The sequence below is a fragment of the Paraburkholderia sp. CNPSo 3272 genome, assembly GCF_024206495.1.
Taxonomy (GTDB): domain Bacteria; phylum Pseudomonadota; class Gammaproteobacteria; order Burkholderiales; family Burkholderiaceae; genus Paraburkholderia.
In genome coordinates, this window is the sequence record NZ_JAMBPQ010000002.1 from 186,100 (window position 1) to 211,138 (window position 25,039).

Consider the following 25,039-nt stretch of genomic DNA (forward strand, 5'->3'; position numbering starts at 1 on the left):
AACGCTTAAGTTGCTCAGTTCATCGAAGGAAAACGAATGCCGAGTGCTGGGTCAGGCGTGGGCGTGTTTGCCGCCGAGTGCGTTGTCTTCGCCATGCGCCGTGTCTGCATCGGTGTCGCCTGCCGGCACGTAGAGAAAGCCTTCGTCGAGGTTCAGCACGCGTCTGGCGCGCGCCTTGTCGATGTCGTGCTCCCACACCGCGACCACCACCGTCGCGACGCAGTTGCCGATCAGGTTGGTAAGCGCGCGGGCGATGCCGACGAACCAGTCCACCGGCAGGATCAGCACGAGGCCGAGCACGGGAATCGCGGGAATGGCGGAAAGCGTGGCGGCGAGAATCACGATCGCCGAGCCGGGAATGCCGTGCGCGCCCTTCGAGGTGATGAGCGACACCAGCACGACCACGATGAGATCGTGCATCGACAGCGGCGTGTTGGTCGCCTGCGCGATAAAGATCACCGCGAGCGTGAGGTAGATCGAAAAGCCGTCGAGATTGAACGAGTAGCCGGTCGGGATCACGAGGCCCACCGTCGAATCCTTCACGCCCATCCATTCGAGCTTGCGCATGACCTGCGGCAGCACCGCGTCGGACGACGCGGTGCCGAGCACGATCGAGAGTTCTTCGCGCAGGTAGCGGACCAGCTTGAACACGTTGAACCCCGCCAGCCGCATGACGATGCCGAGCACCACCGCAACGAACACGATGCAGCTCGCGTAGAACACGATCACGAGCAGCCCGAGTTGCTTGAGCGAAGCGACGCCGTAGGTGCCGGTCGTGAACGCGATCGCGCCGAGCACGCCGAGCGGCGCGAGCTTGATGATGAAGCCCATCACCCGGAAGAACACCTGCGCGAGTTCGTCGATCAGGCTGTTCACGCGCTGCGCCTTCGGGCCGAGCAGCGAGAGCGCGCTGCCGAACAGCACCGAGAAGACGAGGATCTGCAGGATGTCGCCCTTCGCGAAGGCGTCGAACGCGGTGTCGGGAATGATCTTCAGCAGGAAGCCCGCGGTGTCCTTCAGGCTCCTGGCGTGCTCGGTGTAGGTCGCAAGCGAGGCCGCATCGAGCGAGTGCAGATCGACGTTCATGCCGGCGCCCGGACGCGTGACGTACGCGAGCACGGCGCCGATCACGAGCGCGACGGTGGTCATCGCCTCGAAGTACACCACCGACTTCAGGCCGACGCGGCCCACCTTCTTCAGATCGCCCGCGTGCGCCATGCCGCTCACGACCACGCAGAACACGATCGGGCCGATCACCATCTTGATGAGTTTGAGAAAGCCGTAGCCGAGCGGGCGCAGCGACTGGGCGAAATGCGGAAACACCGCGCCGACCACGATGCCCGCCACGAGGGCGATCACTACACGACTAAACAGCGAATTGAAGAACTTCGTCACGACTTTCTCCTACTGAGCAGGGGTGGAGCAAGCAACTGCTCTGACTGGTCTGACCAGTGCTGTTATGGCGGATAGTAGGAAGCCGATATACCGGAGTCAAGGTTGGGGAGCGCGGTGTTTACCCTTGCGCGGTCTGACCGGTTTGCGGGCCGGAGCGCGACGCCTTATGCCGCGGCGCGCGGGCGTTGACCGCAATGCACCATGGGTGTGCGCCGGACGGGACTACAATACCGGTCAGACCACCCGAATGCTGCCGCGCCATCCGATGAAGAACGTTCCACATACCGTCACCGACGCCGCCGTCGCCACGATCCGCGAACGGATCGAGGGCGGCCTGTATCCGGTCGGCAGCCTGCTGCCCGCGCAGCGGCAGCTTTCCGAGGAGCTGGCGATCAGCCGCGCGTCGTTGCGCGAAGCGCTCTCGACGCTCGAGGCGCTCGGCCTGCTCTCGATCCGCGCTGGCAAGGGCGTGTACGTGACGAGCGCGCAGGCCACCAACGCCCACCCGTGGCGTTTCGCCGATCAGTCGTCGCTGCCCGACACCTACCAGATGCGCTACGCGCTAGAAGGCTTCGCCGCGCGCATGGCGGCGCTCGCCATCTCAGACGCCGACGTCGCGTGGCTCGAAGCGAACACCGAGGCGCTGCACAGCGCCCTCGCCTGCGACGAACTCGACGAAGCCGCGCAGTTCGACTTCGAATTCCACATGCGTATCGTGAATCTCGCAGGCAATGCGGCGATCGAATCGATCCTGCGCAGCAGCGCCGACATCATGAAAGAGAGCCAGCGCATGCCGTTCTACCGGCGCGAGCGCGTGCTCTCCACGCATCGCGAGCACGGCCTGATCGTGGCGGCGCTGAAGGCACGCGACTCGGCGGCCGCCGGCGAGGCCATCGAGGCTCACATCGCCAATGCGGCACAGCGCGCGGGCGTGTACTTCCCTACGCCGCCCGCATTCGCCAGTTCCGCGCACACCGCCATCGAAAGGTGAGGACGAAAAAAAACCGCCCGAGGGCGGTTTTCTCATGCAGCGCAGAGCGTGCTTACTTCGCGTTCGCGAAAGCCACCGCCGTGTCCAGCATGCGGTTCGAGAAGCCCCACTCGTTGTCGTACCAGCTCGACACCTTCACGAGACGGCCCGAGACCTTCGTGAGCGTGGCGTCGAACGTCGACGATGCCGGGTTGTGGTTGAAGTCGATCGACACCAGCGGTGCGTCGTTGTAGCCCAGGATGCCCTTGAGCGAGCCTTCCGAAGCTTCCTTCATGATGGCGTTGACTTCTTCGACCGTCGTGTCGCGCTTGGCGATGAACGACAGGTCGACGATCGACACGTTGATGGTCGGGACGCGGATCGCGTAGCCGTCCAGCTTGCCGTTCAGTTCCGGCAGCACGAGGCCGACAGCCGAAGCCGCGCCCGTCTTCGTCGGGATCTGGCTGTGCGTGGCCGAGCGCGCGCGGCGCAGGTCTTCGTGGTACACGTCGGTCAGAACCTGGTCGTTCGTGTACGCGTGGATCGTCGTCATCAGGCCGGTTTCGAGGCCGATCTTGTCGTTCAGCGGCTTGACGAGCGGTGCCAGGCAGTTGGTCGTGCACGATGCGTTCGAGATGACCGTGTGTTCGGCCTTCAGCACGTTGTGGTTCACGCCGTAGACGATGGTCGCGTCGACGTCCTTACCGCCCGGCGCCGAGATGATGACCTTCTTCGCGCCGCCCTTCAGGTGCGCGCTCGCCTTTTCCTTGGTCGTGAAGAAGCCCGTGCACTCCATCACGACGTCGACGCCCAGCTCGCCCCACGGCAGTTCGGCCGGGTTGCGGTTGGCCAGCACGCGGATACGGTCGCCGTTGACGACGAGGTAGTCGCCGTCGACCTTCACTTCACCCGGGAACTTGCCGTGTGCCGTGTCGTACTGCGTCAGATGCGCATTGGTCTTCGCGTCACCCAGGTCGTTGATCGCAACGATCTGGATGTCGTGCTTCTTGCCGTTCTCGTAGAACGCGCGAAGCGTGTTACGGCCGATGCGGCCGTAGCCATTGATAGCGACGCGAATGGTCATGGTTTATCTCCTAAGGGCTGAAAAATTCTGAAACCAGTGCTGCGCTGGCGCCGACTCCGGGCTGCGGCGGCCCGGCGGGACGCTCAAGGCAGCGGGCCCGCCAGATCTTGCCGATCAGGCGGGCCCGTTACGCATGCTTAGTTGTCGAGCGCGGCCTTGGCCGTCGCGACGACATGATCGACCGTGAAGCCGAAGTGCTTGAACAGCACGCCAGCCGGGGCCGATTCGCCGAACGTGTCGATGCCGACCACGCCGCCTTCAAGGCCCACGTACTTGCGCCAGAAGTCGGTCACACCGGCTTCGATCGCGACGCGGCGCACGCCCTTGGGCAGCACGCGCTCACGGTAGTCGGCGTCCTGCTTGTCGAACACATTGGTCGACGGCATGGACACCACGCGGGCGCCGATGCCTTCGCGCTGCAGCGCTTCGACGGCCTTCATCGCCAGTTCGACTTCCGAGCCCGTGGCGATCAGGATGATCTTGCGGCTCGGGATGTCGTCGTTCCAGTCCTTGAGGACGTAGCCGCCCTTGGCGATGTTCGCGATTTGCGCGTCCGTGCGCTCGTTGAACTGCAGGTTCTGACGGCTGAAGATCAGCGACGAAGGACCGTGATGCGAGATCGACTCGGTCCAGGCCACCGCGGTTTCCACGGTGTCGGCCGGACGCCAGAGCGTCATGTTCGGGATCAGGCGCAGGCTTGCGACCTGTTCGATCGACTGGTGCGTCGGGCCGTCTTCGCCGAGACCGATCGAGTCGTGCGTGAATACGAAGATCGACGGGCATTTCATCAGCGCGGCCACGCGCAGCGCGTTGCGGCTGTAGTCCGAGAACGTGAGGAACGTGCCGCCGAACGCCTTGTAGCCGCCGTGCAGGTTAAGGCCGTTGAGCGCCGCGCTCATGCCGAACTCGCGCACGCCGTAGTTGATGTGGTTGCCCCACTGGATGCCGGTCTCGCCTTGCTTCGCGGCGCGCACGGGCTTCGAAGCCTTCCAGTTCGTGAGGTTCGAGCCGGTCAGGTCGGCCGAGCCGCCCAGCAGTTCGGGCAGTGCCGCGGCGAGGCCTTCGATGGCCTGCTGCGAAGCCTTGCGCGTGGCAACCGTTTCCTTGCGCGAATCGGCGCCGGCGACAATCGCGGCGGCCTTCTGCGCCCAGTCCGCGGGCAGCTTGTGGGCCATGCGGCGCTCGAACTCGGCGGCTTCGGTCGGGTACTTCGACTTGTACGCGGCGAACTGCTCGTTCCATGCGGCTTCGAACTTCGCACCGGCGTCCTTCGCGTCCCAGTCCGCGTAGACTTCCTGCGGCAGCGTGAACGGCTCCCACTTCCAGCCCGCGGCTTCGCGCCACTTGGCGATTTCCTCGGCGCCGAGCGCCGCGCCGTGCACGTCGTGGCCGCCTTGCTTGGTGGGCGCGCCCTTGCCGATGACGGTCTTGCAGCAGATCAGCGTGGGCTTGTCCGACGCCTTGGCCTTCTGGATGGCCGCGTCGACCGCGTCCACGTCGTGGCCGTCCACGTGCGGGATCACGTTCCAGCCGTAGGCTTCGAAGCGTTCCGGCGTGTTGTCGTGGAACCAGTTGACCACGTCGCCGTCGATCGAGATGCCGTTGTCGTCGTACAGCGCGATCAGCTTGTTCAGCTTGAGCGTGCCGGCGAGCGAGCAGGCTTCGTGCGAGATGCCTTCCATCAGGCAGCCGTCACCGAGGAACACGTACGTGTGGTGATCGACGATCTTCGCGTCGGCCTTGTTGAACTCCGCGGCGAGCAGCGCTTCGGCCAGCGCCATGCCGACCGAGTTCGCCAGACCCTGGCCGAGCGGGCCCGTGGTCGTTTCGACACCCGGCGTGATGCCGAACTCGGGGTGACCCGGCGTCTTCGAGTGCATCTGACGGAAATTTTTCAGTTCCGCCATCGGCAGGTCGTAGCCCGTCAGGTGCAGCAGCGAGTACAGCAGCATCGAGCCGTGGCCGTTCGACAGCACGAAGCGATCGCGGTCGCTCCAGAGCGGGTTCGTCGGGTTATGGCGCAGATGGCGCGACCACAGCGCAACGGCGATCTCGGCCATGCCCATGGGCATGCCGGGGTGACCGGAGTTCGCTTGCTGAACGGCGTCCATGGACAGCGCACGAATGGCGTTGGCCATCAACTGGGTGGTAGCGGGGGAGGCGGAGGACGAGGTCGTCATGTCGAGTCCGGAAGTGTGCAAAAAGCGGCGTGAGCGGCGCAGGTCGCGAACAGCGCAAATTGCGAGGGCAAACTGCGGCGCACACAGCAGCGCGGGAGTCCGGAAGCTCGGCAAATCGCCCGCTCAGGCGCACATGCGGCGCCAGGAGACGCGAAACGGCCGGAGCAAACGGAGAGGGCTGCAAAGCGGAATATTCTAGCAGATCGTGGGGATGAACCCTGGTCGTAAGGCGCGCGGTATGCGCCGTGCGCGCCGTCGTCCTCGAGTTGGCCTCTGCCGCGGTCGGGGTGGACTTCACACCCCTATAATGGCTCTGTTGGCCCTATTTTCGACGCGATGTTCGCGCGCTCGGGCGCACTAGCAGCGCCTCTCCACTTCCGTGACCGAATCTCTGCTCTTCTATCCTGCGGCAAACGCGCTCTACGGCTTTCCGGGCGCGCGCCGCCTCGCCGCGGCCGATACGCCGTGGCAGCGCATCGAGGTCTGGGACACGCCGCAACTGGGCTGTCTCTTCACGCTGGACGGCCGCCCGATGACCTCCGCCGGCGACGAGTTCATCTATCACGAGTGCATGACGCACCCTGCCGCGCTCACGCATCCCGCGCCGCGCGCGGCGCTCGTGCTGGGCGGCGGCGACGGCGGCGCGGCGCGCCAGTTGTTGCGCCACCCGGCCATCGAGCGCATCGTCGTCGCCGAACTGGACCCGGACGTGGTGCGCCTCACGGGCGACTATCTGCCCGAGGTGCGCGGCGACGCCTTCGAGGACCCACGCGTGGAACTCGTGATCGGCGACGCGGCCGCGTTTGTCGCCTCCACGCAGGAACGCTTCGACCTCGTCGTATTCGATCTGACACCGCCGGATTCGCCGGCTGCCGGCCTCTACGCACCGGCGTTCTACGCCGCGCTCAAGCGCGTGATGAGCGCCGACGCACTCGTCTCGCTCCATCTGGGCTCCCCGTTCCATCACGCGCAGCGCGTGGGCGCGCTGCTCGGCGGACTGCGCGCGGCTTTCGCCGTCGTGCGAGCGCTTGCCGCCTACGTGCCGCTCTACGGCTCACTCTGGCTCATGGCGATCGCGAGCGACACGCTCGACCCCGCCGCCGTCGACGAGACCACGTTGCAGGCGCGTGCAGCCGGGCGGCAGCTCGAGGGTTTGCGCTATTACGACCCGCGACTGCATGCGGCGCTGTTAAAAGGTTCGTGCGCGGCCCGCGATAAACTAGGCGAATTCCTGCAGCTTTAGGTCCTGCCCGTGGAAAACGGCCAGTCCCAAGCGCTTTTAGCAGGCGCGCCCTCGCCCGCAGCGGCACGGCGCTTCATCCGAACCGCGAATCTGGAGAGACTCGATGACCGCACCCCGTCCTGCCGGCGTGCCATGGCTGACCCCCTATCTAACGGTGCGCGACGCGCGCGCGTCGATGGACTTCTATCGGGCAGCGCTCGGTTTTGCGGTACGCGACAGCGTGGAGGACGACGGCGCGGTCATGCACGTGGAAATGACGTACCACGATCAGCTGATCGTCATGTTCGCGCCGGAGGGCGCGTTCGGTTCGACCGCGCACACGCCCAAAAGCGCACAGACCGTCGCGCCGCAATCTTTTTATCTGTATGTCGACGATGTCGACGCGGTTTATGCGCGTGCGCTCGAAGCCGGCGCGAAATCGCTGAGCGAGCCGCAGGACCAGTTCTGGGGGGACCGTTTCGCGCAGATCGAAGACCTCGACGGTTACCGCTGGGCGCTTGCTCGGCACTTGTCCTGATTCAATGAGAAATAGTTCTATGCCCCGCTTTTTCGTCGGCAGCGCCCTGCAATCCGACGAGGTCTTCACCCTTCCCGACGAAGTCACGCGCCATGTCCAGGTGCTGCGCCTGCAGCCCGGCGACACCATCGTGCTGTTCAACGGTCTTGGCGGCGAGTACAGCGCCGAGATTGTCGGCATGGAGCGCCGCGACACGCAGGTCCGCGTCGGCCCTCACCGCGACTTCGAAGCCGAGCCGCCTTACCGTGTCATCCTCGCCCAGGGCATTGCCGGCAACGACAAGATGGACTGGCTGATCGAAAAGGCCGTCGAACTGGGCGCGACGAACTTCGTGCCCCTCACTGCAGCGCGCAGCGTCGTGCGGCTTTCGGGCGAGCGCGCCGTGCGCCGCCAGGCGCACTGGCAGCGCCTCGTGCAGGCCTCGTGCGAACAATGCGGACGCAACCGTCTGCCCGACGTCGCGCCCGCGCGTGACATCGCCACATGGCTCAACTCCCTGCCCGGGCGCCCCGGCGAAGGCGAACTGCGCCTGCTGCTCTCGCCGCGCGCCAACGTCGCATTCTCGACCTTGCCGGTCGAGCCGCCTTCGGGCGAGGTGACAGTGCTGATTGGCCCAGAGGGCGGACTGTCGTCGCAGGAAGAAGAGGCGGCGCTCGGCCACGGCTTCCTCGCAGTGGGGCTCGGGCCGCGCGTGCTGCGCACCGAAACGGCGGGTATCGCCGTGCTCGCGGCGCTCGCCGCACGCTGGGGCGGCTGGTAAGCGCAGCGCGTAAAAATGACAAAGCCCGCCGGAAGGCGGGCTTGCGAATTTCTGTCGCATGCGCGCGACGGAACGTGAGCCGAAGGTCAGGCGAACGAATAAAAAACGCGGAACGGCACCTTGCGCTCGGCCCAGTATTCCGAAGCCTCGCGAAAGACGTCGAGCAGCGTTTCCCGCCCGTCCTTGTCGAACTTCTGGGCAATCGGCAGTCCTTCCAGCACGATCACGAAACCGGGCTGCTCGCCGGCTTTCTGCACCAGATCGGTCAGGCAGTCGTACAAACCGTCGTAGTTCTTGCCGAAATGCTTCGGAAACAGAAACGAGGTGGCAATCGTCTCGAGTACTTCCTGCTTGGTTTGCGCATTCGCGCAGAACGCATAGAGGAAATGCTGCTGCAGCCGCTGGGCTTCGTCCGAGAGATCCTGAATGCGAAACGCCCGGATCGACTGGACAATATTCGGCTGCACGGTCGAAAACAGGCTCATGGCCCCCTCGTTCGATGAAAGCCCCGCCTCATCCTGGCGCGCCTCGCTGTCGTGCTTCAACTGCATGACGCGCTGGAACAGGTTGCCCTCCCCGGACGCGAACAGATCGCTCGCGACCCGAGGGTCGTGCGCGTAAACGTTATCGCTCATGCCGCTCATCCCGGTGTCAATCAATAATTCGCCTGAAACTGGCGTAGTGGTCGTCGGAGTAGTAACAGTTGTCGGTCCGCTTGCGTGGGCCGCCGCAAACGATGCGCTTGGCACCACGGTTGTGCGCTCCCGGCGTCGGGACCGTGTACTCGTGATAGTAGCCCCGCCGCTGCGGCGGCAATATCCGCTCAAAATTCCCGAATACGACGCCATCCTTCTCGTAAGGGAACGGGCCGCCCGCCGCAATCAGGCCCAACGTGCCCACCGCCTCACGCGGAAGTTCGTTGACCGAAATGCTGCCGACCGAATTACCCGCGTCTTCCGCCTGACTCGTGCGCGCCTGAGCGCCACCTGCCGCGAGCGCCGCGGTTGCGACCAGCGCCACCGCGGCGGCGCGCCGCAAGCCAGACAAACCGCCGCCGAAACAATGAGTTAGACGAGGCGCCATCCCCTGGTTCCCGCTTCCCTGGTTACGCGTTCGACGACAATCAAAGGTGTAAGGGTATCGCTAATGATGCCTGGAAGCAACGTTGGTCAGGCGAGGAGGACCACGGCTCGACCCCGCACGAGGGCCAAACAGGTAAAATTTACAATCTCATTTCATGCGATTTTGTTCGAGCGATCAGGGTTTCGCGCTCAAAAAATAAAATCGGCGCGCTAGCGGAAGCACGCCGATTTTTGTACCGCGTCGCCGGCTGCCGCCGGCGAGCCGCCGGACTGGGCCTAACGTGCCGCGTTCACGTCTGCGACGAGCAGCGCCGTCATGTTGACGATGCGGCGCACCGTGGCGGAGGCCGTCAGCACGTGCACAGGCTTGGCCGCGCCCAGGAGGATCGGTCCTATGGCGATGTTGTTGCCTGCCGCCGTCTTGAGCAGGTTGTAGGAGATGTTTGCCGCGTCGATATTCGGCATGATCAGCAGATTCGCTTCACCTTCGAGCGTCGACTCCGGCAGGATTTCCTTGCGCAGGTTCGCGTCGATCGCCACGTCGCCGTGCATTTCGCCGTCCACCTGCAGGTCCGGCGCGCGCTCCTGGAGGATCTCGAGCAGGTCGCGCATCTTCTGGGCGCTCGGCGCGTTGCTCGAACCGAAGTTCGAGTGCGAGCACAGCGCGATCTTCGGCTCGATGCCGAAGCGGCGCACTTCCTCGGCCGCCATCATGGTAATTTCCGCAAGCTGCTCCGGCGTCGGGTCGACGTTGACGTGCGTGTCGGCGATGAAAATCTGCCGGTTCGGCAGCACGAGCGCGTTCATTGCCGCGTAGACGTTGCAGCCGGCCTTCTTGCCGATCACCTGGTCGATGAAGTGCAGGTGGCGGTGCGTCGTGCTGACCGTGCCGCAGATCATGCCGTCGGCCTCGCCCTTTTCCACGAGCATCGAGCCGATCAGCGTGGTGCGGCGGCGCATTTCGAGCTTCGCCATTTGCTGCGTGATGCCCTTGCGCGCCATGAGTTTCGCGTAGGTCTGCCAGAACTCGCGGTAGCGCTCGTCATGGTCGGTGTTCACGACCGTGTAGTCCTGGCCGGCGTGCAGGCGCAGGCCGTAGCGCGCGATGCGCTGCTCGATCACCGACGGACGGCCGATCAGGATGGGCTTCGCGAGCTTTTCGTCGACCACGATCTGCACCGCGCGCAGGATGCGCTCCTCTTCGCCCTCGGCGAATACGATGCGCTTCTTCTCCGGCTCCACGGCGCGCGCGAGCTGGAAGATCGGCTTCATGGTCGTGCCGCTGTGGTAGACGAACTGCTGGAGGTGCTGTTCGTAGGCGTCCATGTCCTCGATCGGACGGGTCGCGACGCCCGAGTCCATTGCCGCCCTGGCCACAGCCGGCGCGATCTTGACGATCAGGCGCGGGTCGAAGGGCTTCGGAATCAGATACTCGGGCCCGAACTGCAGATCCTGGATGCCGTAGGCCGTGGCCACGACATCGCTTTGCTCCTGGCGCGCCAGTTCCGCGATCGCGTTCACCGCGGCGATTTCCATTTCGCGCGTGATGGTGGTCGCGCCCGCGTCGAGCGCGCCGCGGAAGATGAACGGGAAGCACAGGACATTGTTCACCTGGTTGGGGTAGTCCGTGCGGCCCGTGGCGAGCACGGCGTCCGGACGAACTTCGAGCGCGAGCTCCGGCAGGATTTCCGGCGTCGGGTTGGCGAGCGCGAGAATGAGCGGCTTGGCCGCCATCTGCTTGACCATGTCCTGCTTGAGCACGCCGCCAGCCGAAAGGCCGAGGAAAATATCGGCGCCTTCGATCACTTCGGCAAGTGTGCGCGCGTGGGTTTCCCGCGCGAATCGCTCCTTGTCCGGGTCCATCAACTCGGTGCGGCCCTTGTAGACCACGCCCGCGAGGTCGGTCACGACGATGTTTTCGAGCGGCAGACCGAGGTCGACGAGCAGGTCCAGACACGCCAGCGCGGCGGCGCCCGCGCCCGAGGCGACCAGCTTCACGTCCTTGATGTCCTTGCCCACGACCTTCAGGCCGTTCGTGAAGGCGGCCGCCACCACGATGGCCGTGCCGTGCTGGTCGTCGTGGAAGACCGGAATCTTCATGCGCTTGCGCGCTTCGCGTTCGACGATGAAGCACTCGGGCGCCTTGATGTCTTCGAGATTGATGCCGCCGAACGTGGGTTCGAGCGCGGCGATTACGTCGACGAGCTTGTGCGGGTCCGACTCGTTGAGTTCGATGTCGAACACGTCGATGCCCGCGAACTTCTTGAAGAGCACCGCCTTGCCTTCCATCACCGGCTTCGAGGCGAGCGGTCCGATGTTGCCGAGGCCGAGCACGGCCGTGCCGTTCGACACGACGCCCACGAGGTTGCTGCGCGCCGTGAAGCGCGCGGCGTTGAGCGGATTCTCGACAATCGCCTCGCACGCGAACGCGACGCCCGGAGAGTACGCGAGCGAGAGATCACGCTGATTGATCATCTGCTTGGTCGGCGCGATCGCGATCTTCCCGGGCGTAGGGAACTCGTGATAATCGAGGGCGGCTTCGCGAAGCTTGTTCGTAGCGGGATTCGACATGGGGAGGCAGGACGTGGGTGCGGATTAGAATGACAACTCGAACGCTAAGTTTGACCGATTGTAGCGCCAATCCCTGGCAGCATTCCTTTCAGTTCGGGCGCAAGTCCCGCGACCGCGATGGGGGGAAAAGCCATGCCAGGGTGCCCTATGCGGCGACGGCCATACCCCAACTGACATAACCCTTTCGTCATGCTTTCCGAGTTCTCCCTGATCGACCGATATTTTGCGCGGCGAGCGCGCACGAACACGCAACGCGCCACGCTGGGCATCGGCGACGACTGCGCGCTCATCGCGCCCGCCGCGGGCGAAATGCTGGCCGTCTCGACCGACATGCTGGTGGAAGGCCGCCACTTCTTCCCCGAGATCGATCCGCATGCGCTCGGCCACAAGGCGCTCGCCGTGAATCTCTCCGACCTCGCCGCGATGGGTGCGCAGCCGCTCGGCTTCACGCTCGCGTTCGCGCTCCCCAAGGCGGACGAGGACTGGCTAGCCGCGTTCAGCGCGGGCCTCTTCGAGCTGGCCGACCGCTTCGACTGCGAATTGATCGGCGGCGACACCACGGCAGGGCCGCTGAACCTGTGCCTGACGGTGTTCGGCTCGGTGCGTCGGGACGCCGCACTTCGGCGCGACGCCGCCCAGGCGGGCGACGACATCTGGGTCTCCGGCACGCCCGGCGACGCGCGCGCGGGCCTCGGCATGATGCGCGGCGAATGGCAGGTGAGCGAGCAGGACGCCGCGCCTTTGCGCCGGGCGCTCGAATACCCTGAACCGCGCGTGGCGCTGGGCCTCTCGCTGCGCGGCGTGGCGCGCGCCGCGCTCGACGTATCGGACGGCCTGGCCGGCGACCTGCGCCATATCCTGGAACGTTCGCACCTCGCCGCGACGATCGATGTAGACGCCCTGCCGCTCTCGCCTGCGCTGGCGCGCCTGCCGCGCGACGTGCAGCTGCAATGCGCGCTCGCCGGGGGCGACGACTACGAACTGTGTTTCACGGCGGCCCCCGCGCAGCGCGACGCGGTCGAGGCGGCGGCGCAACAGGCGGGCGTGAGCGTCGCGCGCATCGGTACAATGACTTCCCGCAGTTCGCCGCAAGCCGCCCCCGAGATCGCCTGGCGCGACGCGGGTGGCACGCCGCTCAATCTGACGTTGCAAGGTTTCGATCACTTCCATGCAGACTGACCCCACTCCCTCGCCTGCCGGTCATCCGGCTTCTGCGGCAGGCTCGGCAAGCAACGCCGCCGCGCCCGGCACGGGCGGTCAGCCCGGTGGCCCGCGCCGCGCCGACGCGCCGTTTATGCTCACCCATCCGCTGCACATCGTTTCGCTCGGCTTCGGCTCGGGGCTCTCGCGCCTCGCGCCAGGCACGGCCGGCACGCTGTTCGCCTGGGCGTCCTTCGAGGTGCTAAACCGCTATCTCACGGTGACCGAGTGGGGACTGCTGATCTTCTTCGGGTTCTTTGCAGGCATCTGGATCACGGCCTTCACGGCGAAGAAACTGCGCACGGACGATCCCTCGGCCATCGTCTGGGACGAGATCGTGGCGTTCTGGCTCGTGCTGCTCATGATCACGCCCGTCGATTTCGAGGGCCGGCTGTGGGCCTTCGTCGTGTTCCGGTTCTTCGACATGGTGAAGCCGCCGCCCATCCGCTATTTCGACCGGCGCTTCAAGGGCGGCCTCGGCATCATGCTCGACGACATCGTCGCCGCATTCTTTACGCTGCTCGTCATCGCGCTCTGGCGCATGTCGGTGTAGCGCCACTTCGCCGCCAACTCAACGGATTGCTGCAATGGCTACCGATTCCGTCGTCCACCAACTCGCCATCCGCGTCGGCAACAAGCTGCGCGACGGGCGGCTCATGCTCGCGAGCGCCGAGTCCTGCACGGGCGGCATGGTCGCCACCGCCATCACCGATATATCCGGCAGCAGCGTCTGGTTCGAACGCGGCTTCGTCACCTACTCGAACCAGGCGAAAACCGAGATGATCGGCGTGCCGCCCGAACTCATCGAAAAGCACGGCGCGGTGAGCGAACCGGTCGCGCGCGCGATGGCCGAAGGCGCGCTCAGCAACAGCCGTGCACAAGTTTCGCTCTCCATCACCGGCGTCGCCGGACCGGGCGGCGGCACGCCGGAAAAGCCGGTTGGCATGGTGGCGTTCGGCTGGAGCAACCGGCTGCATACGAGCGTCGAGACGCTGGTCTTCAAGGGCGACCGCGAACAGATCCGCGTGCAGGCCGCCGCGCACGCGTTGCGCGGGCTGCTCGCGTTCATCGACGAACAGGAACGCTAAAACCGGCCCGCGCCTCGCTGGAGCGTCGGCCGGGCCCACCAAGGAGGCCCATGCCATGGCAGCCGCGAATACCGCAGTCGAAGAATTGATCCGCCGCTTCGGGCTCGAACCGCATCCCGAAGGCGGCTACTACAGCGAAACCTATCGAGCCGACAAGCTCGTGCGGCGCGACGGCGCAGCCGCCGCAGAGGGCACGCGCGCAGCCTCGACGGCCATCTACTTCCTGCTGGCGGAAGGCGCCTATTCGGCATGGCACCGCATCCGCTCCGACGAGCTCTGGCACTTCTACGCGGGCTCCCCCCTCGAGATTCATTCGATCGATGAACGCGGCGTGCTCTCCACGCGCAAGCTGGGCCACGCGCTCGACCATCCGGGCACCGTGTTCCAGGCGGTGGTGCCGGCCGGCCACTGGTTCGCGGCGCGCTGCTGCGATCCTTCGACCTATGCGCTCGTGGGCTGCACGGTGGCGCCCGGGTTCGAGTTCAGCGAGTTCGAGATCGCCGATGTGAACGCGCTCGCCGATAAATACCCGCTGCATCGATCGATCATCGAATTGTTTCGCAAACCGGCATCCGTTGCGGCTGCGGCCGCGAAGAAAGATTAGGGGCGCGGCGTCCGGGGACGCGGATTCGCATGATGCCCAGCTTCGGCCGCCGCCATGGCGCCCCTCCCACTTCGCCGTTCGCCGCGCTCGAGGCGCTCCAGCGCAACCTCAGGCGTGAGAGGCGCGTCTTCGCACTGCTGACCGGCCTGCTGATCTTTGCGGCGCTGTGCATGGGCGCCGCCGCGCTCGGCGGCATCGGGTTCAGCGCGCTGCGCGCCCAGGCGCTGGAGGCGAACACGCTCAGTGCGAAAGCCAACGCGCGGCTCGACCGCCTGTATGCGCTGCTCGGCAGTGCGGGCGCCGTCCTCGTGCTCGAGGCCGCCTCGACAGCGACGGCGCCGTTGAACGTCGAGGCAACGTCACGCTGCGCGACGACCTTCGAAGGCATGGACGGATCGCCGGATCTGAGGGCGGTGTGCGAGCACATGGCGGGGATCCTCGAGCGCGTCTCGTCCGATGTTCCCATCATGTTGCTGCGCGCTGACGGCAGCGCGGCGTATAGCCGTGGTGTTGCCCCCAAGGGGGCGCAATTGCGGCCACCCGAAGCCGCGCGCACGCTGGCCGATGCCGCGCTCCTGCAGATCACGACGCACGGCCTGGATCCGGTCGCGGCGGCCAGAGGTATCAAGGTCGCCTGGTTCCGCCCGCCCGAAGCGCTGGGCTTCCCGCCCGATCTCGTGCTCGGTGCGTTGCCGGTGCTCAGGAACGGCACGCTCTACGCGTTCACGATCACCAGCGTCGATCTCGACTCGCTCCTGCTCGCCCCCAGCACCAGCGTCCCGTCGATCACCCCCACGCTGTTCGGCGCTGACGGCGTCATGCTTGCCGGCCCGCTGCCGCCTGCCGACGCGCAGTATCTCGACGGGCGCCTTACGGACCTTGCCCCCGGCAACTTCCACGTACTCCCCCGCTTCGGCGTCGCGCTGCGCGAAGCGCCGCTCGTGCATGGCTTCGGGCACTTCATGGTGGCGCTGTCGTGGGGCGAGCTCTTCGCGATCACGCGCGTGCCTGTCGTCATCGTCCTGATCCTGACGGCCGTCCTCGCCGCCTTGCTCACCCTGCTGTCGAGCTATTGGAATCGCCGGGTGCTGACGCGTACTTACGACGAAGCCACGCGCGCGCTCGAAGGCGAGCTGCTCAATCATCTGCTCGTCCACGCCACGCCAGTGGGTCTGTGCATCGTCAGGCGCAGCGACTTTGAGATCGTTTTGGCGAACCAGATCGTGCGCAATGTTCTCGGGATCGACGAGCACGCCACGCATTTGCCGAGCGCACTGTGTGTCGAGTTCGAGCAGCACGGGCCGTGGCCCGCCCCCGCGAAACACGAGGACGAGACCACGGTGTACGAGTTGCCTTATTCGCTCGAGCGGCCCGGCAAGGAAGCGCTCCATCTCGCCATCACCTATGCGCCGGCCACGATGAACCACGAAGCCGTCCTGTTCTGCGCGATCGCCGACATGTCGGAGCGCTACGAAGCGGAGCGCCTGCTGCGCGAAGCCAAGCGCATGAGCGACGAAGCCGCGCGCGCCAAGGTCACCTTCTTCGCGGCGATGAGCCATGAGATCCGCACGCCGCTCGCTTCGCTCGTCGGCAACATCGAACTCGTCGCACGCGGGCCCCTCGCGCCGGAACAAGGGGCGCGCGTGCAGGCCATGCAGAACTCCTCGGCCGAACTGCTGCAGATCGTGAGCGACGTGCTCGATTTTTCGAAGATCGACGTCGGTCAGATGAAGCTGGTCGAAGAACCTGGCTCGATTGCGGCACTCCTTGTCCGCATCGCACTCGCCCATGCGCCGCTCGCCGCGCGTCAGCACCTGCCGTTCTATCTCGTGATGGATCGCGCCATGCCGGCGCAGGTTCGCTTCGACGCCGTGCGCGTCGCGCAGATCGCCAACAACCTGCTCAGCAATGCCTTCAAGTTCACGCGCTCCGGGAAGATCGTCCTGCGCGCGCGCTGGAGCGAAGGCGCGCTGGCGATCAGCGTGAGCGACTCCGGCGACGGCATTGCCGAAGACCTCAAGCCACACCTGTTCCAGCCCTTCACGCAAGGCGACGACCATCGGTTCACGCAAGCGCGCGGCACCGGCCTCGGGCTTTCGATCTGCGCCCGGCTCGCCCAGTTGATGCAGGGCCGCGTCGAACTCGACAGCGCGCTCGGCGTGGGAACACGCGTGGCCGTCACGCTGCCGCTGCACCCCGAAGGCGAGGCGACGGCCGGAGAAGAATGGACGCTGCCCGATGCGCATCCCGCCATCCTGTGCCGCGCGCCGGAGAACCGCGAGTGGCTGGCCAACCTTTTCGATAGCCGCAGCAGCACGCCGACCTTCCTGAGCCTCGACACGCCGCCGCATGACGGCACTTTCGACTACCTGCTCGTGACCGACGAATTCGCCAGCGAAGACATCGCTTCGCTTTGGCCTGATCACGCGAAAATCGTATGGCTGCGCCAGGACGGGCCGCTCGTCCCGCTCGAACTCGACGACGGCGCCGTTGTGGTGAGCCTGTACAGTCTCGCGGGCATACGCGCCGCGACGCAAACGCGCTTTCGCAGCCGTGTGGCGACAGTCAATGCACAGCAACCTGCAGCAGACTCGCCCGCTACAGATGAGAATTTCGCATCGCTAACTGTGCTGATCGCCGAGGACAACCGGCTCAATCGCGCACTGCTGCGCGACCAGTTGCGCATACTGGGCGCCACCGTCATCGAGTCGAAGGACGGCACGCAGGCGCTGGCGCGACTCGACGAGCGGCCGGTGGACCTCATCCTCACGGATCTGAACATGCCGGGCACGAACGGCTACGCGCTGCTCGACGCCGTACGCGCGAAGCGCCCTCATCTGCCTGTCTATGCGGTGAGTTCGGACGCGCTGCCCGAGCAGATCGCGCAAGGGCGCGCCTTGGGCTTCACCGACTATCTCACCAAGCCGGTCGCGCTTGCGGAACTCGTCCGCGTGCTGGCCGTCGTGTCGGCGCAGATCAGCGTCGCGGCGAACGAACGCACGAGCGCATCAAATGGGACACTCACAGAGGATTCCGAATCAGAGCCGCAAGCCGGGTCGCCCCGCTTCCCGCCGCTGCCGCCCGCGCTCGCCGATATTTTCATCGCGCAGGTCGAACGCGATAGCGCCGATTACGCGCAGTTGGCATCCCAGCGCGACTTCGCGCGGTTGAACGAATGGGCGCATCGCGTGTCCGGCGGACTGGCGGTGCTGGGTCCTTCGATGATCAATGAAGCCTGCCTCGAGCTGCGCGCGACGATGCGCGAAGCGGGCCGATGGACTGAGGAGGTCGGCGTTCTGGCGGCCGCCGTGGCGGCGCAACTCGAAGCACTGCGCGCACTGGCGCGGCGCTCGCATCCGGGTTAGCCGCGCGGGCGTCGTCAACGTGACGCCCGCGGGCAAAGGCGGTGACGTTAGGGCGCAAGCCCCGTTCAGGAACGTCTACCTGCCACGGCCGAAACCCATCTCAACGATACGCGTTGATCCGGTCGCGTGTTTCTCTAGCGGCCGTTGCAGCCGCCTGCGCGTAGTCCTCGCCCTTGCTCGCGTAGATGATCGCGCGCGACGAGTTGATGAGCATGCCCGTGCCGTTCGCCGTGCGGCCGGCCTTGACGGTTGCCTCGACGTCTCCGCCCTGCGCGCCGATGCCGGGAATCAGCAGCGGCATGTCGCCCACGATGCTGCGCACGGTTTCGATTTCCTTCGGAAACGTCGCGCCCACCACGAGGCCGAGTTCGCCGCTCGCGTTCCATTTGTTTGCGGCAAGGTCCGCCACCACCTGATACAGCGGCTTGCCGCCGGTTTCGAGGAACTGCAGGTCCGAGCCGCCGGGGTTCGACGTACGGCACAGCACGATCACGCCCTTGCCCTTATGCGCGAGCCACGGCTCGATCGAATCGAAGCCCATATACGGGTTGACCGTGACCGCATCGGCCTTGAATCGCTCGAAGGCTTCGCGCGCGTACTGCTCGGCGGTGCTGCCGATATCGCCGCGCTTGGCGTCGAGGATCACGGGCAGGCCAGGATGCTTCTCGTGCACGTGCGCGATCAGCGCTTCGAGCTGGTCTTCGGCGCGGTGCGCGGCGAAGTAGGCGATCTGCGGCTTGAACGAGCATGCGTAAGCCGCGGTAGCGTCGACGATCTCGCGGCAAAATTCGAAGATCGCGTCGCTGCGGCCGGCCAGCGCGGCGGGAAATTTCGTGGGCTCAGGGTCGAGGCCCACGCACAACAGCGAGCCGGTGCGCTGCCAGGCGGCGCCGAGGGTCTGGATGAAGGAAGTCATGGTGGTTGCTCGCGGCGAGCCAATAAGGGAAAACGGCGCGTATTTTACCCGCCCCGAAAGACGAGGCCGCGCCGCGGCCCCGAATCGGCCTGCGCCCGGCGCTCCCGCAAGACGAATCGCCGGAAGAACTGGGCGCGCGTGATCGACGCGCGCTACGCCCAGCTCGCCACCGCCTTACGTCCGTGCGCGCGCGCCCTTGCCGCCTCTCGCGCCCGTGCGGCCGCGCGCGCCGGCGCGGTGCGGGCTCGCTGACGCGCGCATGTCCATGCGCTCCACGGTGAAGGAAAAGCGCCGCAGGAGCCGCTCGCCATGCGCGAGCACGGTCATGCCGTGCGCATCGCCGCCGCCGCGCAGGTTCATCGCGTTGATCGGATGATCGACGGGTTCGAAGCAGAAGAAGTCTGCGCCGGGAGGCGTGTAGAGCACGTAGTAGTCGGTGTTCGCGCAAATCGAGAGCGAGAGCCTGCGACGCTCCCACACCACTGCGGCGCGCCCGCTCCAGCCGCTGAACGCGTGATTGACGAGTTGCTCAGGCAGCGGATAGGCCACGCCGAACTGCCAGGCGGGCGGCGCGGGCACGTGGCGCACCGGCAGCCAGTCCTGGCCCGAAAGCCACAGGCCGCTCGCGGGCGCCGAAAGCTCGGTGCTCGCGTCGCGCGCAAGAAACGGATGCACGCCAAGGCCGAACGGCAGCGCCTCGCGGCCCGTATTCTCCACTTCCAGCGTCATCGCGAGCGTCGCGCCGTCGAGCGCATAGGTGAGCGCCGCGCGGTACGAATACGGTTCGCCGTCGCTGCGGTCGAGCACGAGGCGCACGTTCTCGCGATCGGCGCTTTCGATGCTCCACGGCGCGAGCCAGCCGTCGCCGTGAATCGGCAGCGGTTCGCTTGCGCGATTGCGCGGCACTTCGATATCACGGCCGCCGAAGTGAAAACGCCCTGCGCCGATGCGGTTCGAGTACGGCAGCAGCGGGTAGCACGCGAGTTCGTTCGGATCCATGCGCGCGCTCACGCGCTCGCAACGGCGAAACACGGGCTCGAACGCGCCTTCGCTGCGCCAGTCGAAACGGGTGATTCCGCCGCCCAGCTGGGGCGCGACGTCGAGCCTCAGATACGCGTTCGCGAGCGTCACGCACGCCACGTCGCTCGAACCCGCCGCGCCGATCGCGACCGCCGATGTGCTCGGCCCTGGCATAACCGGATGCGTGGCGGCTTCGAGCCGCGCGCGGCGCGCGGCGGCCGCTGGTGACACGACCGGTGACACAACCGGTGAGACAGACGGAGCGGATGTAACGGAAGGCGGCACGCTCGCAGCAGCGGCGCCTGCGGAAACGGTGGAACGGGTAGGTCGACGCACAGCGGAATTCGCGACGCTCATAAGATGCTCCTCGAGAGGCATGTTTGATTGCCGCCGCAAAAGGCGGCTCACCGGTGGCCTGTCGACACCGCGCTTGCGCACGGGCCTGTGGCCGCTTCTTGTGTTCGCCCTTCTAGTGGTACTGGCAAAGCCAACTGCACACTATCGATCGACTGCATCTGTTGCCGAACTGCAACGACTGTCCGTCTCTTCATGCCGCCTGCCGCCAGCGGCGCCTTGCACGTTCGCGCGCGTGTATCGTCAGATGAAAATCCACGCGCGCCTCTGTTTAAGCGCCTGATACACCGGACTCAAGCGCGCCAGCGCCCCTGAAACCGCGGTTCTTCAAGGCCCCGGCGGCCAATTCGAACCGAAAACACGCCGCCCGCATGCGGCTCGCGCGCGAGGGCCTCCTCCTCCATTTCCTCGCGCGCGCTCGTGACATAAAGCGTGTCCAGAAGCGCACCGCCGAGCGTAACGCAGCTTGGCTGCGCTGTGGGAATCTTTACGCGCTCGGTTTCCACGCCGTCGGCGCCATAACGCACCACACGCTCGCCGCCCCACTGCGCGTTCCAGAGGCCGCCTTCCGCGTCGACGGTCGAGCCGTCCGGCACGCCGGTGTCGTCGGTGAGCGTGACGAAAGTGCGTTCGTTTGCAATCGTTCCGTCTGCGCCGTAGTCGCACGCGCGAATCTCGCGCGTGAGCGTGTCGGTGTAATACATGGTCGATCCGTCCGGGCTGAACGCGATGCTGTTCGAGATCGCGGGTGCGGGCAGCGGCAGACGCTCGAGCGTGAGATCGTGGTTCAGGCGATAGAAACCGCCGATGGCCTGCCTCGGCGTTCCCTCATACTTCGTGCCGAACACGAAGCGGCCTTGGCGGTCGCAGCGTCCGTCGTTCAGGCGCGTCGGCACGCCGGGTTCGACCTCGACGATGGTTTGGATCGCGCCCGTCTCCAGGTCGAAGAACGCCAGCTGCGAAGCGAGGCCAAGGAGCAGCGTGCGCTCGTCTTCGCACAGCGCGAAGCACGCGAGGCGCTCGGGCATCTCCCACGTGACGTGTTTTGCGCCGGACGCATCGGCGTCGTAGCGTTGCAGGCGTTTGCCCGAAATATCGACCCAGTAGAGCCGGCCGCTGCGCGCACACCACGTCGCGCCTTCGCCCAGCTCGCATTTCGAGTGGACGAGCAGCTCGGCCACCGCTTCGTTCGAAGCGCTTTCATTTGCGCTCATGCCCAGCCTCCGTCAACGACGATGTCCTGCGACGTGATCATGCGGCTGTCGTCGGCGCCGAGAAAGAGCGCCATGCGCGCGAGGTCTGCGGGCAGCAGCTCCGCGTCGATGCACTGGCCGCGCTTGATGGACTCCCGGCCTTCGTCGGTGAGCCACAGGCGCCGCTGCTTCTCGGTCATCACCCAGCCCGGCACGAGCGAATTCACGCGGATGCCGTACGGGCCAAGGTCTCTCGCGAGACCGCGCGTGAGACCTTGCACCGCCGACTTGCTCATCGTATAGACCGGCATTTCCGACTGCTTGAGCATCCAGCTGATCGAGCCCAGATTGATGATCGAGCCCGCGCGTGCGGCCTTCATGTCCTCGGCCACCGCCTGCGCCGTGAACAGCTGATGCCGCAGATTCACGGCCACGCCCGCATCGAACGATTCGGGCGTGACTTCGGCCAGCGTGTGGCGTTTGTCGTTGGCCGCGTTGTTCACGAGCACCTGGATCGACCCGAGCGCCGCCTTCACATCGGCAATCGCGGCGCGCAACGCAGAGATATCGGTGAGATCGACATTGGCGAAGAGCGGCTTGTGGCGCGAATCGCCGAGTTCGTCGGCAAGCGCCTGGCCTGCGCTCGCGTCGATGTCGAAGAACGCTACGCGCGCGCCCTGCGCGGCGAAGTGATCGACGAACGACGCGCCGATGCCGGTCGCGCCGCCCGTGATCAGCACCACGCGGTCGGTCAGACTCGGATAGCGCGCGTAGTTTTCGTGCGCGTGGCGCGTGAGCGCGTTAGCGGGCGAACTTGCGTTGGACGACATCGTTTTGGCTTCCTTATGAAACTGTCAGCGCACTCAATCGCGTGCGCCGCGGTTCTTGAGCTGGTCGAGCAGCACCGCCGCGAGCAGAATCGCGCCGCGCACGAGGTACTGGTAGAACGCGTCGATGTTGAGCAGGTTCATGACGTTCTCGACCGTGCCCATGATCAGCACGCCGATCACCACGCCAGAGATCGTCGCACGGCCGCCCAGCAGCGAGACGCCGCCCAGCACGCACGCCGAAATCACGTTCAGCTCGAAGCCTTCGGCCGCATTCGGCTGGCCCGACGTGATACGCGAGGCGAGAATCACGCCCGCGAGCGCCGTGACCGCGCCTTGGACCAGGAAGATCCACACACGCGTGCGCTCGACCTTGATACCGGCGAGACGCGACGCTTCCGGATTGCCGCCGATGGCGAGCGTATTGCGTCCATACACCGTCTGATTGAGCATCACGCCGAACACGATAAAGCAGACGAGCGTGACCCAGATCGGCAGTTGCACGCCGAAAAGCGCGGCCGTGCCCATGGCGATGAACGTGTCCGACGACACGCCCACGGCCTGGCCGTGCGAGGCGATGAAGCCGAGGCCGCGCACGATTTCCATCGTGGCGAGCGTGGTGATCAGCGCGTTGATGCGCAGATATGCGATCACCGCGCCATTGACGAAGCCGATCGCGGCACCCGCCGCTACGGCCGCGACGATGGCGATGAACGTGTTGTTCGTCGCGTTGAGCACCATCGCACAGAGCACGCCCGCGAACGCGACGATCGAGCCCACGGAAAGGTCGAAGTCGCGCGAGGCGAGACAGAACATCATCGTGCAGGCCACCATGCCGATCTGCGAGACCGACAGCGCGAGGCCGAGCATGTTTTCGATCGAGAAGAAGTGATCGACAGTCAGCGACATCACGATGAACATGACCGCGAAGATCACGATCAGGCTGTACTCGGTGATCTGCTGCCACCACTTCTGCTTGTCGGTGGGACTCGGAATCAGCGCGTCGGCGACGCTCTTGGCGGCACTGTTGGCAGACTCCGCCGCCAGGTTTTCTCTTGCTTGCATTTCAGTCACTCCTCCCCGTCCACTCATGCAGCCTTGGCCTGCGTGCGCTTGGGTAGCGCGAGGTCAAGCACCGCGTGTTCGCTCGCCGCGCTACGCGGCAACTCGCCCGATATACGGCCCTCACGCATCACCACGATGCGATCCGACACGCCGAGCACTTCCGGCAACTCCGACGACACCATCACGATCGCGCAGCCGCGCGCGGCTAGCTGGTAGATCACGTTGTAGATTTCATGCTTCGCACCGACGTCGATGCCGCGCGTCGGTTCGTCGAGTATCACGACCTTCAGGTCGGGCTCGGCGAGCCAGCGCGAAAGAATCGCTTTCTGCTGGTTGCCGCCCGAGAGAAAGCGGATTTTCTGGCGGCGGCTCGGCGTCTTGATCTTCAGCAGCTTGATGAAGCGGTCCGCCGTTTCCGCTTCTTTCTTGCGGTCGAGGAACATGCCCGCGCGCAGAAAGTGCCGACGGCAGCTGATGTTGATATTTTCCGAGACCGTCGCCATGGCAACGATGCCCTGCTCCTTGCGGTCTTCCGGGCACAGCACGATGCCGTGGCGAATCGCGTCGCTCGCGCTTTTTACGCGAATGGTCTTGCCGTCCAGCTCGATCTCGCCCGCGCGCCGCTTGTGCGTACCGTAGATGAGCTGCATCAGCTCGCTGCGCCCCGCGCCCACGAGCCCGAAAAAGCCGACGATCTCGCCCGACTTCACCTCGAAGCTCGCCGCTTCGTTGAGCGGATGCCCTTGCACGCCGCGCACGGCGAAGCGCACGTTGCCATGCTCGCGCGACGAATAGTTATAGATGTCGCTGATCTCGCGGCCCACCATTTCGGCCACGAGCGTTTCGCGCTTCACCTCTTCGAGCTTCTCGTGCGAGGCGACCTTGCGGCCGTCGCGGAAGATCGTGCAGCCATTGCACAGCTCGTAGATCTCGTCCATGCGGTGCGAGATGTAGATGAGCGCACGATTGTCGGCGCGCAGCTCGCGCACGAGCTTGAACAGCACTTCGGTCTCGCGGTGCGAGAGCGAGCTGGTCGGCTCGTCGAGCGCGATCACGCGTGCGTTGCGCAGCAGCGCCTTGCAGATTTCCACCATCTGGCGCTGCGCAATGGAGAGCTTGCGCAGTTTCGCGGCGGGATCAAGATCCACGCCCATGGCGGCAAGACGCTCGCGCACGAACTTGCGCGCCTCGCCGCGCTTCACCCAGCCGAGCGCATTGGGCAACGCGCCGAGCAGCAGGTTTTCCGCGACGGTCAGGTCGGGCACGTACTGCAATTCCTGGTGAATCACCGCGATGCCCGCGCCGATCGAGGCCGCCGCATCGGAGAAGTGCACCTCGTTGCCGTCCATCAGGATGCGGCCGGAATCGGGCTGATACTCGCCGCCGAGAATCTTGAGCAGCGTGGACTTGCCCGCGCCGTTCTCGCCCATGAGGCCATGCACTTCGCCTGCGTTCACTTCGAACGACACGCCGTCGAGCGCGCGCACGCCTGGGAACACCTTGCCGATATTGTCAAAACGCAGTGTCGCTGACACTTCGGTTTCCTCTCATTCGATACGCTGCGGGCGCGGCCTTCGCGCCCTTCACACGCGTTGGCCTCGCCGG

Annotated in this window: 21 protein-coding genes; 9 read left to right on the plus strand and 12 right to left on the minus strand. The window is 65.7% G+C overall.

All coding sequences use genetic code 11. The features are described 5' to 3' along the window. Positions 1–51: 51 nt before the first annotated feature. Positions 52–1,395: a C4-dicarboxylate transporter DctA gene (locus tag M3I53_RS03210; RefSeq protein WP_254314521.1), complete on the minus strand. Its 1,344-nt coding sequence runs from the start codon at positions 1,393–1,395 to the stop codon at positions 52–54. Between the two features lie 265 nt (positions 1,396–1,660). Between M3I53_RS03210 and M3I53_RS03215 the strand changes: the two genes are divergently transcribed. After that, positions 1,661–2,386, plus strand: coding sequence for a FadR/GntR family transcriptional regulator (locus M3I53_RS03215; protein WP_254314522.1), 726 nt, complete (start codon positions 1,661–1,663; stop codon positions 2,384–2,386). A 52-nt stretch (positions 2,387–2,438) separates the two neighbouring features. Here M3I53_RS03215 and gap read toward each other — a convergent pair whose 3' ends face one another. Beyond that, on the minus strand, positions 2,439–3,449 hold the full coding sequence (gene gap, locus M3I53_RS03220; protein WP_254314523.1) for a type I glyceraldehyde-3-phosphate dehydrogenase: 1,011 nt from the start codon (positions 3,447–3,449) through the stop codon (positions 2,439–2,441). A gap of 137 nt (positions 3,450–3,586) precedes the next feature. After that, complete coding sequence (gene tkt, locus M3I53_RS03225; RefSeq protein WP_254314524.1) at positions 3,587–5,629, minus strand: transketolase; 2,043 nt, start codon at positions 5,627–5,629, stop codon at positions 3,587–3,589. A 379-nt stretch (positions 5,630–6,008) separates the two neighbouring features. Between tkt and speE the strand changes: the two genes are divergently transcribed. The 3 genes from speE to M3I53_RS03240 all read left to right on the plus strand — a co-directional run bounded on the left by speE (position 6,009) and on the right by M3I53_RS03240 (position 8,149). After that, a complete protein-coding gene (gene speE / locus M3I53_RS03230) occupies positions 6,009–6,872 on the plus strand; it encodes a polyamine aminopropyltransferase (protein WP_254314525.1) in 864 nt (287 codons plus the stop codon). A gap of 103 nt (positions 6,873–6,975) precedes the next feature. Continuing rightward, positions 6,976–7,389, plus strand: a complete 414-nt coding sequence (locus M3I53_RS03235; RefSeq protein WP_254314526.1) for a glyoxalase/bleomycin resistance/extradiol dioxygenase family protein — start codon at positions 6,976–6,978, stop codon at positions 7,387–7,389. Between the two features lie 19 nt (positions 7,390–7,408). After that, positions 7,409–8,149, plus strand: coding sequence for a 16S rRNA (uracil(1498)-N(3))-methyltransferase (locus tag M3I53_RS03240; RefSeq protein ID WP_254314527.1), 741 nt, complete (start codon positions 7,409–7,411; stop codon positions 8,147–8,149). Between the two features lie 86 nt (positions 8,150–8,235). On the opposite strand, the gene M3I53_RS03245 is transcribed toward M3I53_RS03240, so the two are convergent. From M3I53_RS03245 to M3I53_RS03255, 3 genes are all read right to left on the minus strand, one after another. Then, on the minus strand, positions 8,236–8,793 hold the full coding sequence (locus tag M3I53_RS03245) for a barstar family protein (RefSeq protein ID WP_254314528.1): 558 nt from the start codon (positions 8,791–8,793) through the stop codon (positions 8,236–8,238). Between the two features lie 7 nt (positions 8,794–8,800). Beyond that, positions 8,801–9,232 carry a ribonuclease gene (locus M3I53_RS38390; RefSeq protein WP_309249478.1) on the minus strand — a complete coding sequence of 144 codons (432 nt, stop codon included), beginning with the start codon at positions 9,230–9,232 and terminating at the stop codon, positions 8,801–8,803. Between the two features lie 275 nt (positions 9,233–9,507). Next, complete coding sequence (locus M3I53_RS03255; protein ID WP_254314529.1) at positions 9,508–11,802, minus strand: NADP-dependent malic enzyme; 2,295 nt, start codon at positions 11,800–11,802, stop codon at positions 9,508–9,510. 189 nt (positions 11,803–11,991) lie between these two features. Here M3I53_RS03255 and thiL point away from each other — a divergent pair, with 189 nt between their 5' ends. Genes thiL through M3I53_RS03280 form a run of 5 tightly spaced genes read left to right on the plus strand, consistent with a single transcriptional unit; the run spans position 11,992 to position 18,059 of the window. Continuing rightward, complete coding sequence (gene thiL / locus M3I53_RS03260; RefSeq protein WP_254314530.1) at positions 11,992–12,981, plus strand: thiamine-phosphate kinase; 990 nt, start codon at positions 11,992–11,994, stop codon at positions 12,979–12,981. Beyond that, a complete protein-coding gene (locus M3I53_RS03265; RefSeq protein ID WP_254314531.1) occupies positions 12,971–13,555 on the plus strand; it encodes a phosphatidylglycerophosphatase A in 585 nt (194 codons plus the stop codon). The genes thiL and M3I53_RS03265 overlap by 11 nt, the downstream gene beginning before the upstream one ends. A 34-nt stretch (positions 13,556–13,589) precedes the next feature. Continuing rightward, positions 13,590–14,090, plus strand: a complete 501-nt coding sequence (locus M3I53_RS03270; protein ID WP_254314532.1) for a CinA family protein — start codon at positions 13,590–13,592, stop codon at positions 14,088–14,090. Positions 14,091–14,145: 55 nt separating this feature from the next. Further along, on the plus strand, positions 14,146–14,694 hold the full coding sequence (locus M3I53_RS03275) for a cupin domain-containing protein (protein WP_254314533.1): 549 nt from the start codon (positions 14,146–14,148) through the stop codon (positions 14,692–14,694). Between the two features lie 29 nt (positions 14,695–14,723). After that, entirely contained in the window at positions 14,724–18,059 is a 3,336-nt protein-coding gene (locus M3I53_RS03280) for an ATP-binding protein (RefSeq protein ID WP_254314534.1), read from the plus strand. A 100-nt stretch (positions 18,060–18,159) separates the two neighbouring features. On the opposite strand, the gene pyrF is transcribed toward M3I53_RS03280, so the two are convergent. The 6 genes from pyrF to araG all read right to left on the minus strand — a co-directional run bounded on the left by pyrF (position 18,160) and on the right by araG (position 24,969). Beyond that, positions 18,160–18,975, minus strand: a complete 816-nt coding sequence (gene pyrF, locus M3I53_RS03285) for an orotidine-5'-phosphate decarboxylase (RefSeq protein WP_254314535.1) — start codon at positions 18,973–18,975, stop codon at positions 18,160–18,162. A 174-nt stretch (positions 18,976–19,149) separates the two neighbouring features. Beyond that, positions 19,150–20,169, minus strand: coding sequence for an aldose 1-epimerase (locus M3I53_RS03290; RefSeq protein ID WP_309249482.1), 1,020 nt, complete (start codon positions 20,167–20,169; stop codon positions 19,150–19,152). Between the two features lie 473 nt (positions 20,170–20,642). Beyond that, positions 20,643–21,563, minus strand: a complete 921-nt coding sequence (locus tag M3I53_RS03295) for an SMP-30/gluconolactonase/LRE family protein (protein ID WP_254314537.1) — start codon at positions 21,561–21,563, stop codon at positions 20,643–20,645. Beyond that, positions 21,560–22,372, minus strand: coding sequence for an SDR family NAD(P)-dependent oxidoreductase (locus M3I53_RS03300; protein WP_254314538.1), 813 nt, complete (start codon positions 22,370–22,372; stop codon positions 21,560–21,562). Before M3I53_RS03300 ends, M3I53_RS03295 begins: the two co-directional genes overlap by 4 nt. Positions 22,373–22,405: 33 nt before the next feature. Further along, positions 22,406–23,434: an L-arabinose ABC transporter permease AraH gene (gene araH / locus M3I53_RS03305; RefSeq protein WP_254314539.1), complete on the minus strand. Its 1,029-nt coding sequence runs from the start codon at positions 23,432–23,434 to the stop codon at positions 22,406–22,408. A 23-nt stretch (positions 23,435–23,457) separates the two neighbouring features. Next, on the minus strand, positions 23,458–24,969 hold the full coding sequence (gene araG / locus M3I53_RS03310; RefSeq protein ID WP_254314540.1) for an L-arabinose ABC transporter ATP-binding protein AraG: 1,512 nt from the start codon (positions 24,967–24,969) through the stop codon (positions 23,458–23,460). Positions 24,970–25,039: the final 70 nt, after the last annotated feature.

Bases quoted from the DNA above. Each gene is read 5' to 3' on its own strand.
- M3I53_RS03270 (WP_254314532.1), top strand. From the start codon at position 13,590: ATGGCTACCGATTCCGTCGTCCACCAACTCGCCATCCGCGTCGGCAAC.
- M3I53_RS03240 (WP_254314527.1), top strand. From the start codon at position 7,409: ATGCCCCGCTTTTTCGTCGGCAGCGCCCTGCAATCCGACGAGGTCTTC.
- gap (WP_254314523.1), bottom strand. From the start codon at position 3,449: ATGACCATTCGCGTCGCTATCAATGGCTACGGCCGCATCGGCCGTAAC.
- M3I53_RS03275 (WP_254314533.1), top strand. From the start codon at position 14,146: ATGGCAGCCGCGAATACCGCAGTCGAAGAATTGATCCGCCGCTTCGGG.
- M3I53_RS03235 (WP_254314526.1), top strand. From the start codon at position 6,976: ATGACCGCACCCCGTCCTGCCGGCGTGCCATGGCTGACCCCCTATCTA.
- tkt (WP_254314524.1), bottom strand. From the start codon at position 5,629: ATGACGACCTCGTCCTCCGCCTCCCCCGCTACCACCCAGTTGATGGCC.
- M3I53_RS03300 (WP_254314538.1), bottom strand. From the start codon at position 22,372: ATGTCGTCCAACGCAAGTTCGCCCGCTAACGCGCTCACGCGCCACGCG.
- M3I53_RS03265 (WP_254314531.1), top strand. From the start codon at position 12,971: ATGCAGACTGACCCCACTCCCTCGCCTGCCGGTCATCCGGCTTCTGCG.
- M3I53_RS03290 (WP_309249482.1), bottom strand. From the start codon at position 20,169: ATGCCAGGGCCGAGCACATCGGCGGTCGCGATCGGCGCGGCGGGTTCG.
- pyrF (WP_254314535.1), bottom strand. From the start codon at position 18,975: ATGACTTCCTTCATCCAGACCCTCGGCGCCGCCTGGCAGCGCACCGGC.
- M3I53_RS03295 (WP_254314537.1), bottom strand. From the start codon at position 21,563: ATGAGCGCAAATGAAAGCGCTTCGAACGAAGCGGTGGCCGAGCTGCTC.
- M3I53_RS03245 (WP_254314528.1), bottom strand. From the start codon at position 8,793: ATGAGCGGCATGAGCGATAACGTTTACGCGCACGACCCTCGGGTCGCG.
- M3I53_RS03255 (WP_254314529.1), bottom strand. From the start codon at position 11,802: ATGTCGAATCCCGCTACGAACAAGCTTCGCGAAGCCGCCCTCGATTAT.
- M3I53_RS03280 (WP_254314534.1), top strand. From the start codon at position 14,724: ATGATGCCCAGCTTCGGCCGCCGCCATGGCGCCCCTCCCACTTCGCCG.
- araH (WP_254314539.1), bottom strand. From the start codon at position 23,434: ATGCAAGCAAGAGAAAACCTGGCGGCGGAGTCTGCCAACAGTGCCGCC.
- M3I53_RS03215 (WP_254314522.1), top strand. From the start codon at position 1,661: ATGAAGAACGTTCCACATACCGTCACCGACGCCGCCGTCGCCACGATC.
- M3I53_RS38390 (WP_309249478.1), bottom strand. From the start codon at position 9,232: ATGGCGCCTCGTCTAACTCATTGTTTCGGCGGCGGTTTGTCTGGCTTG.
- thiL (WP_254314530.1), top strand. From the start codon at position 11,992: ATGCTTTCCGAGTTCTCCCTGATCGACCGATATTTTGCGCGGCGAGCG.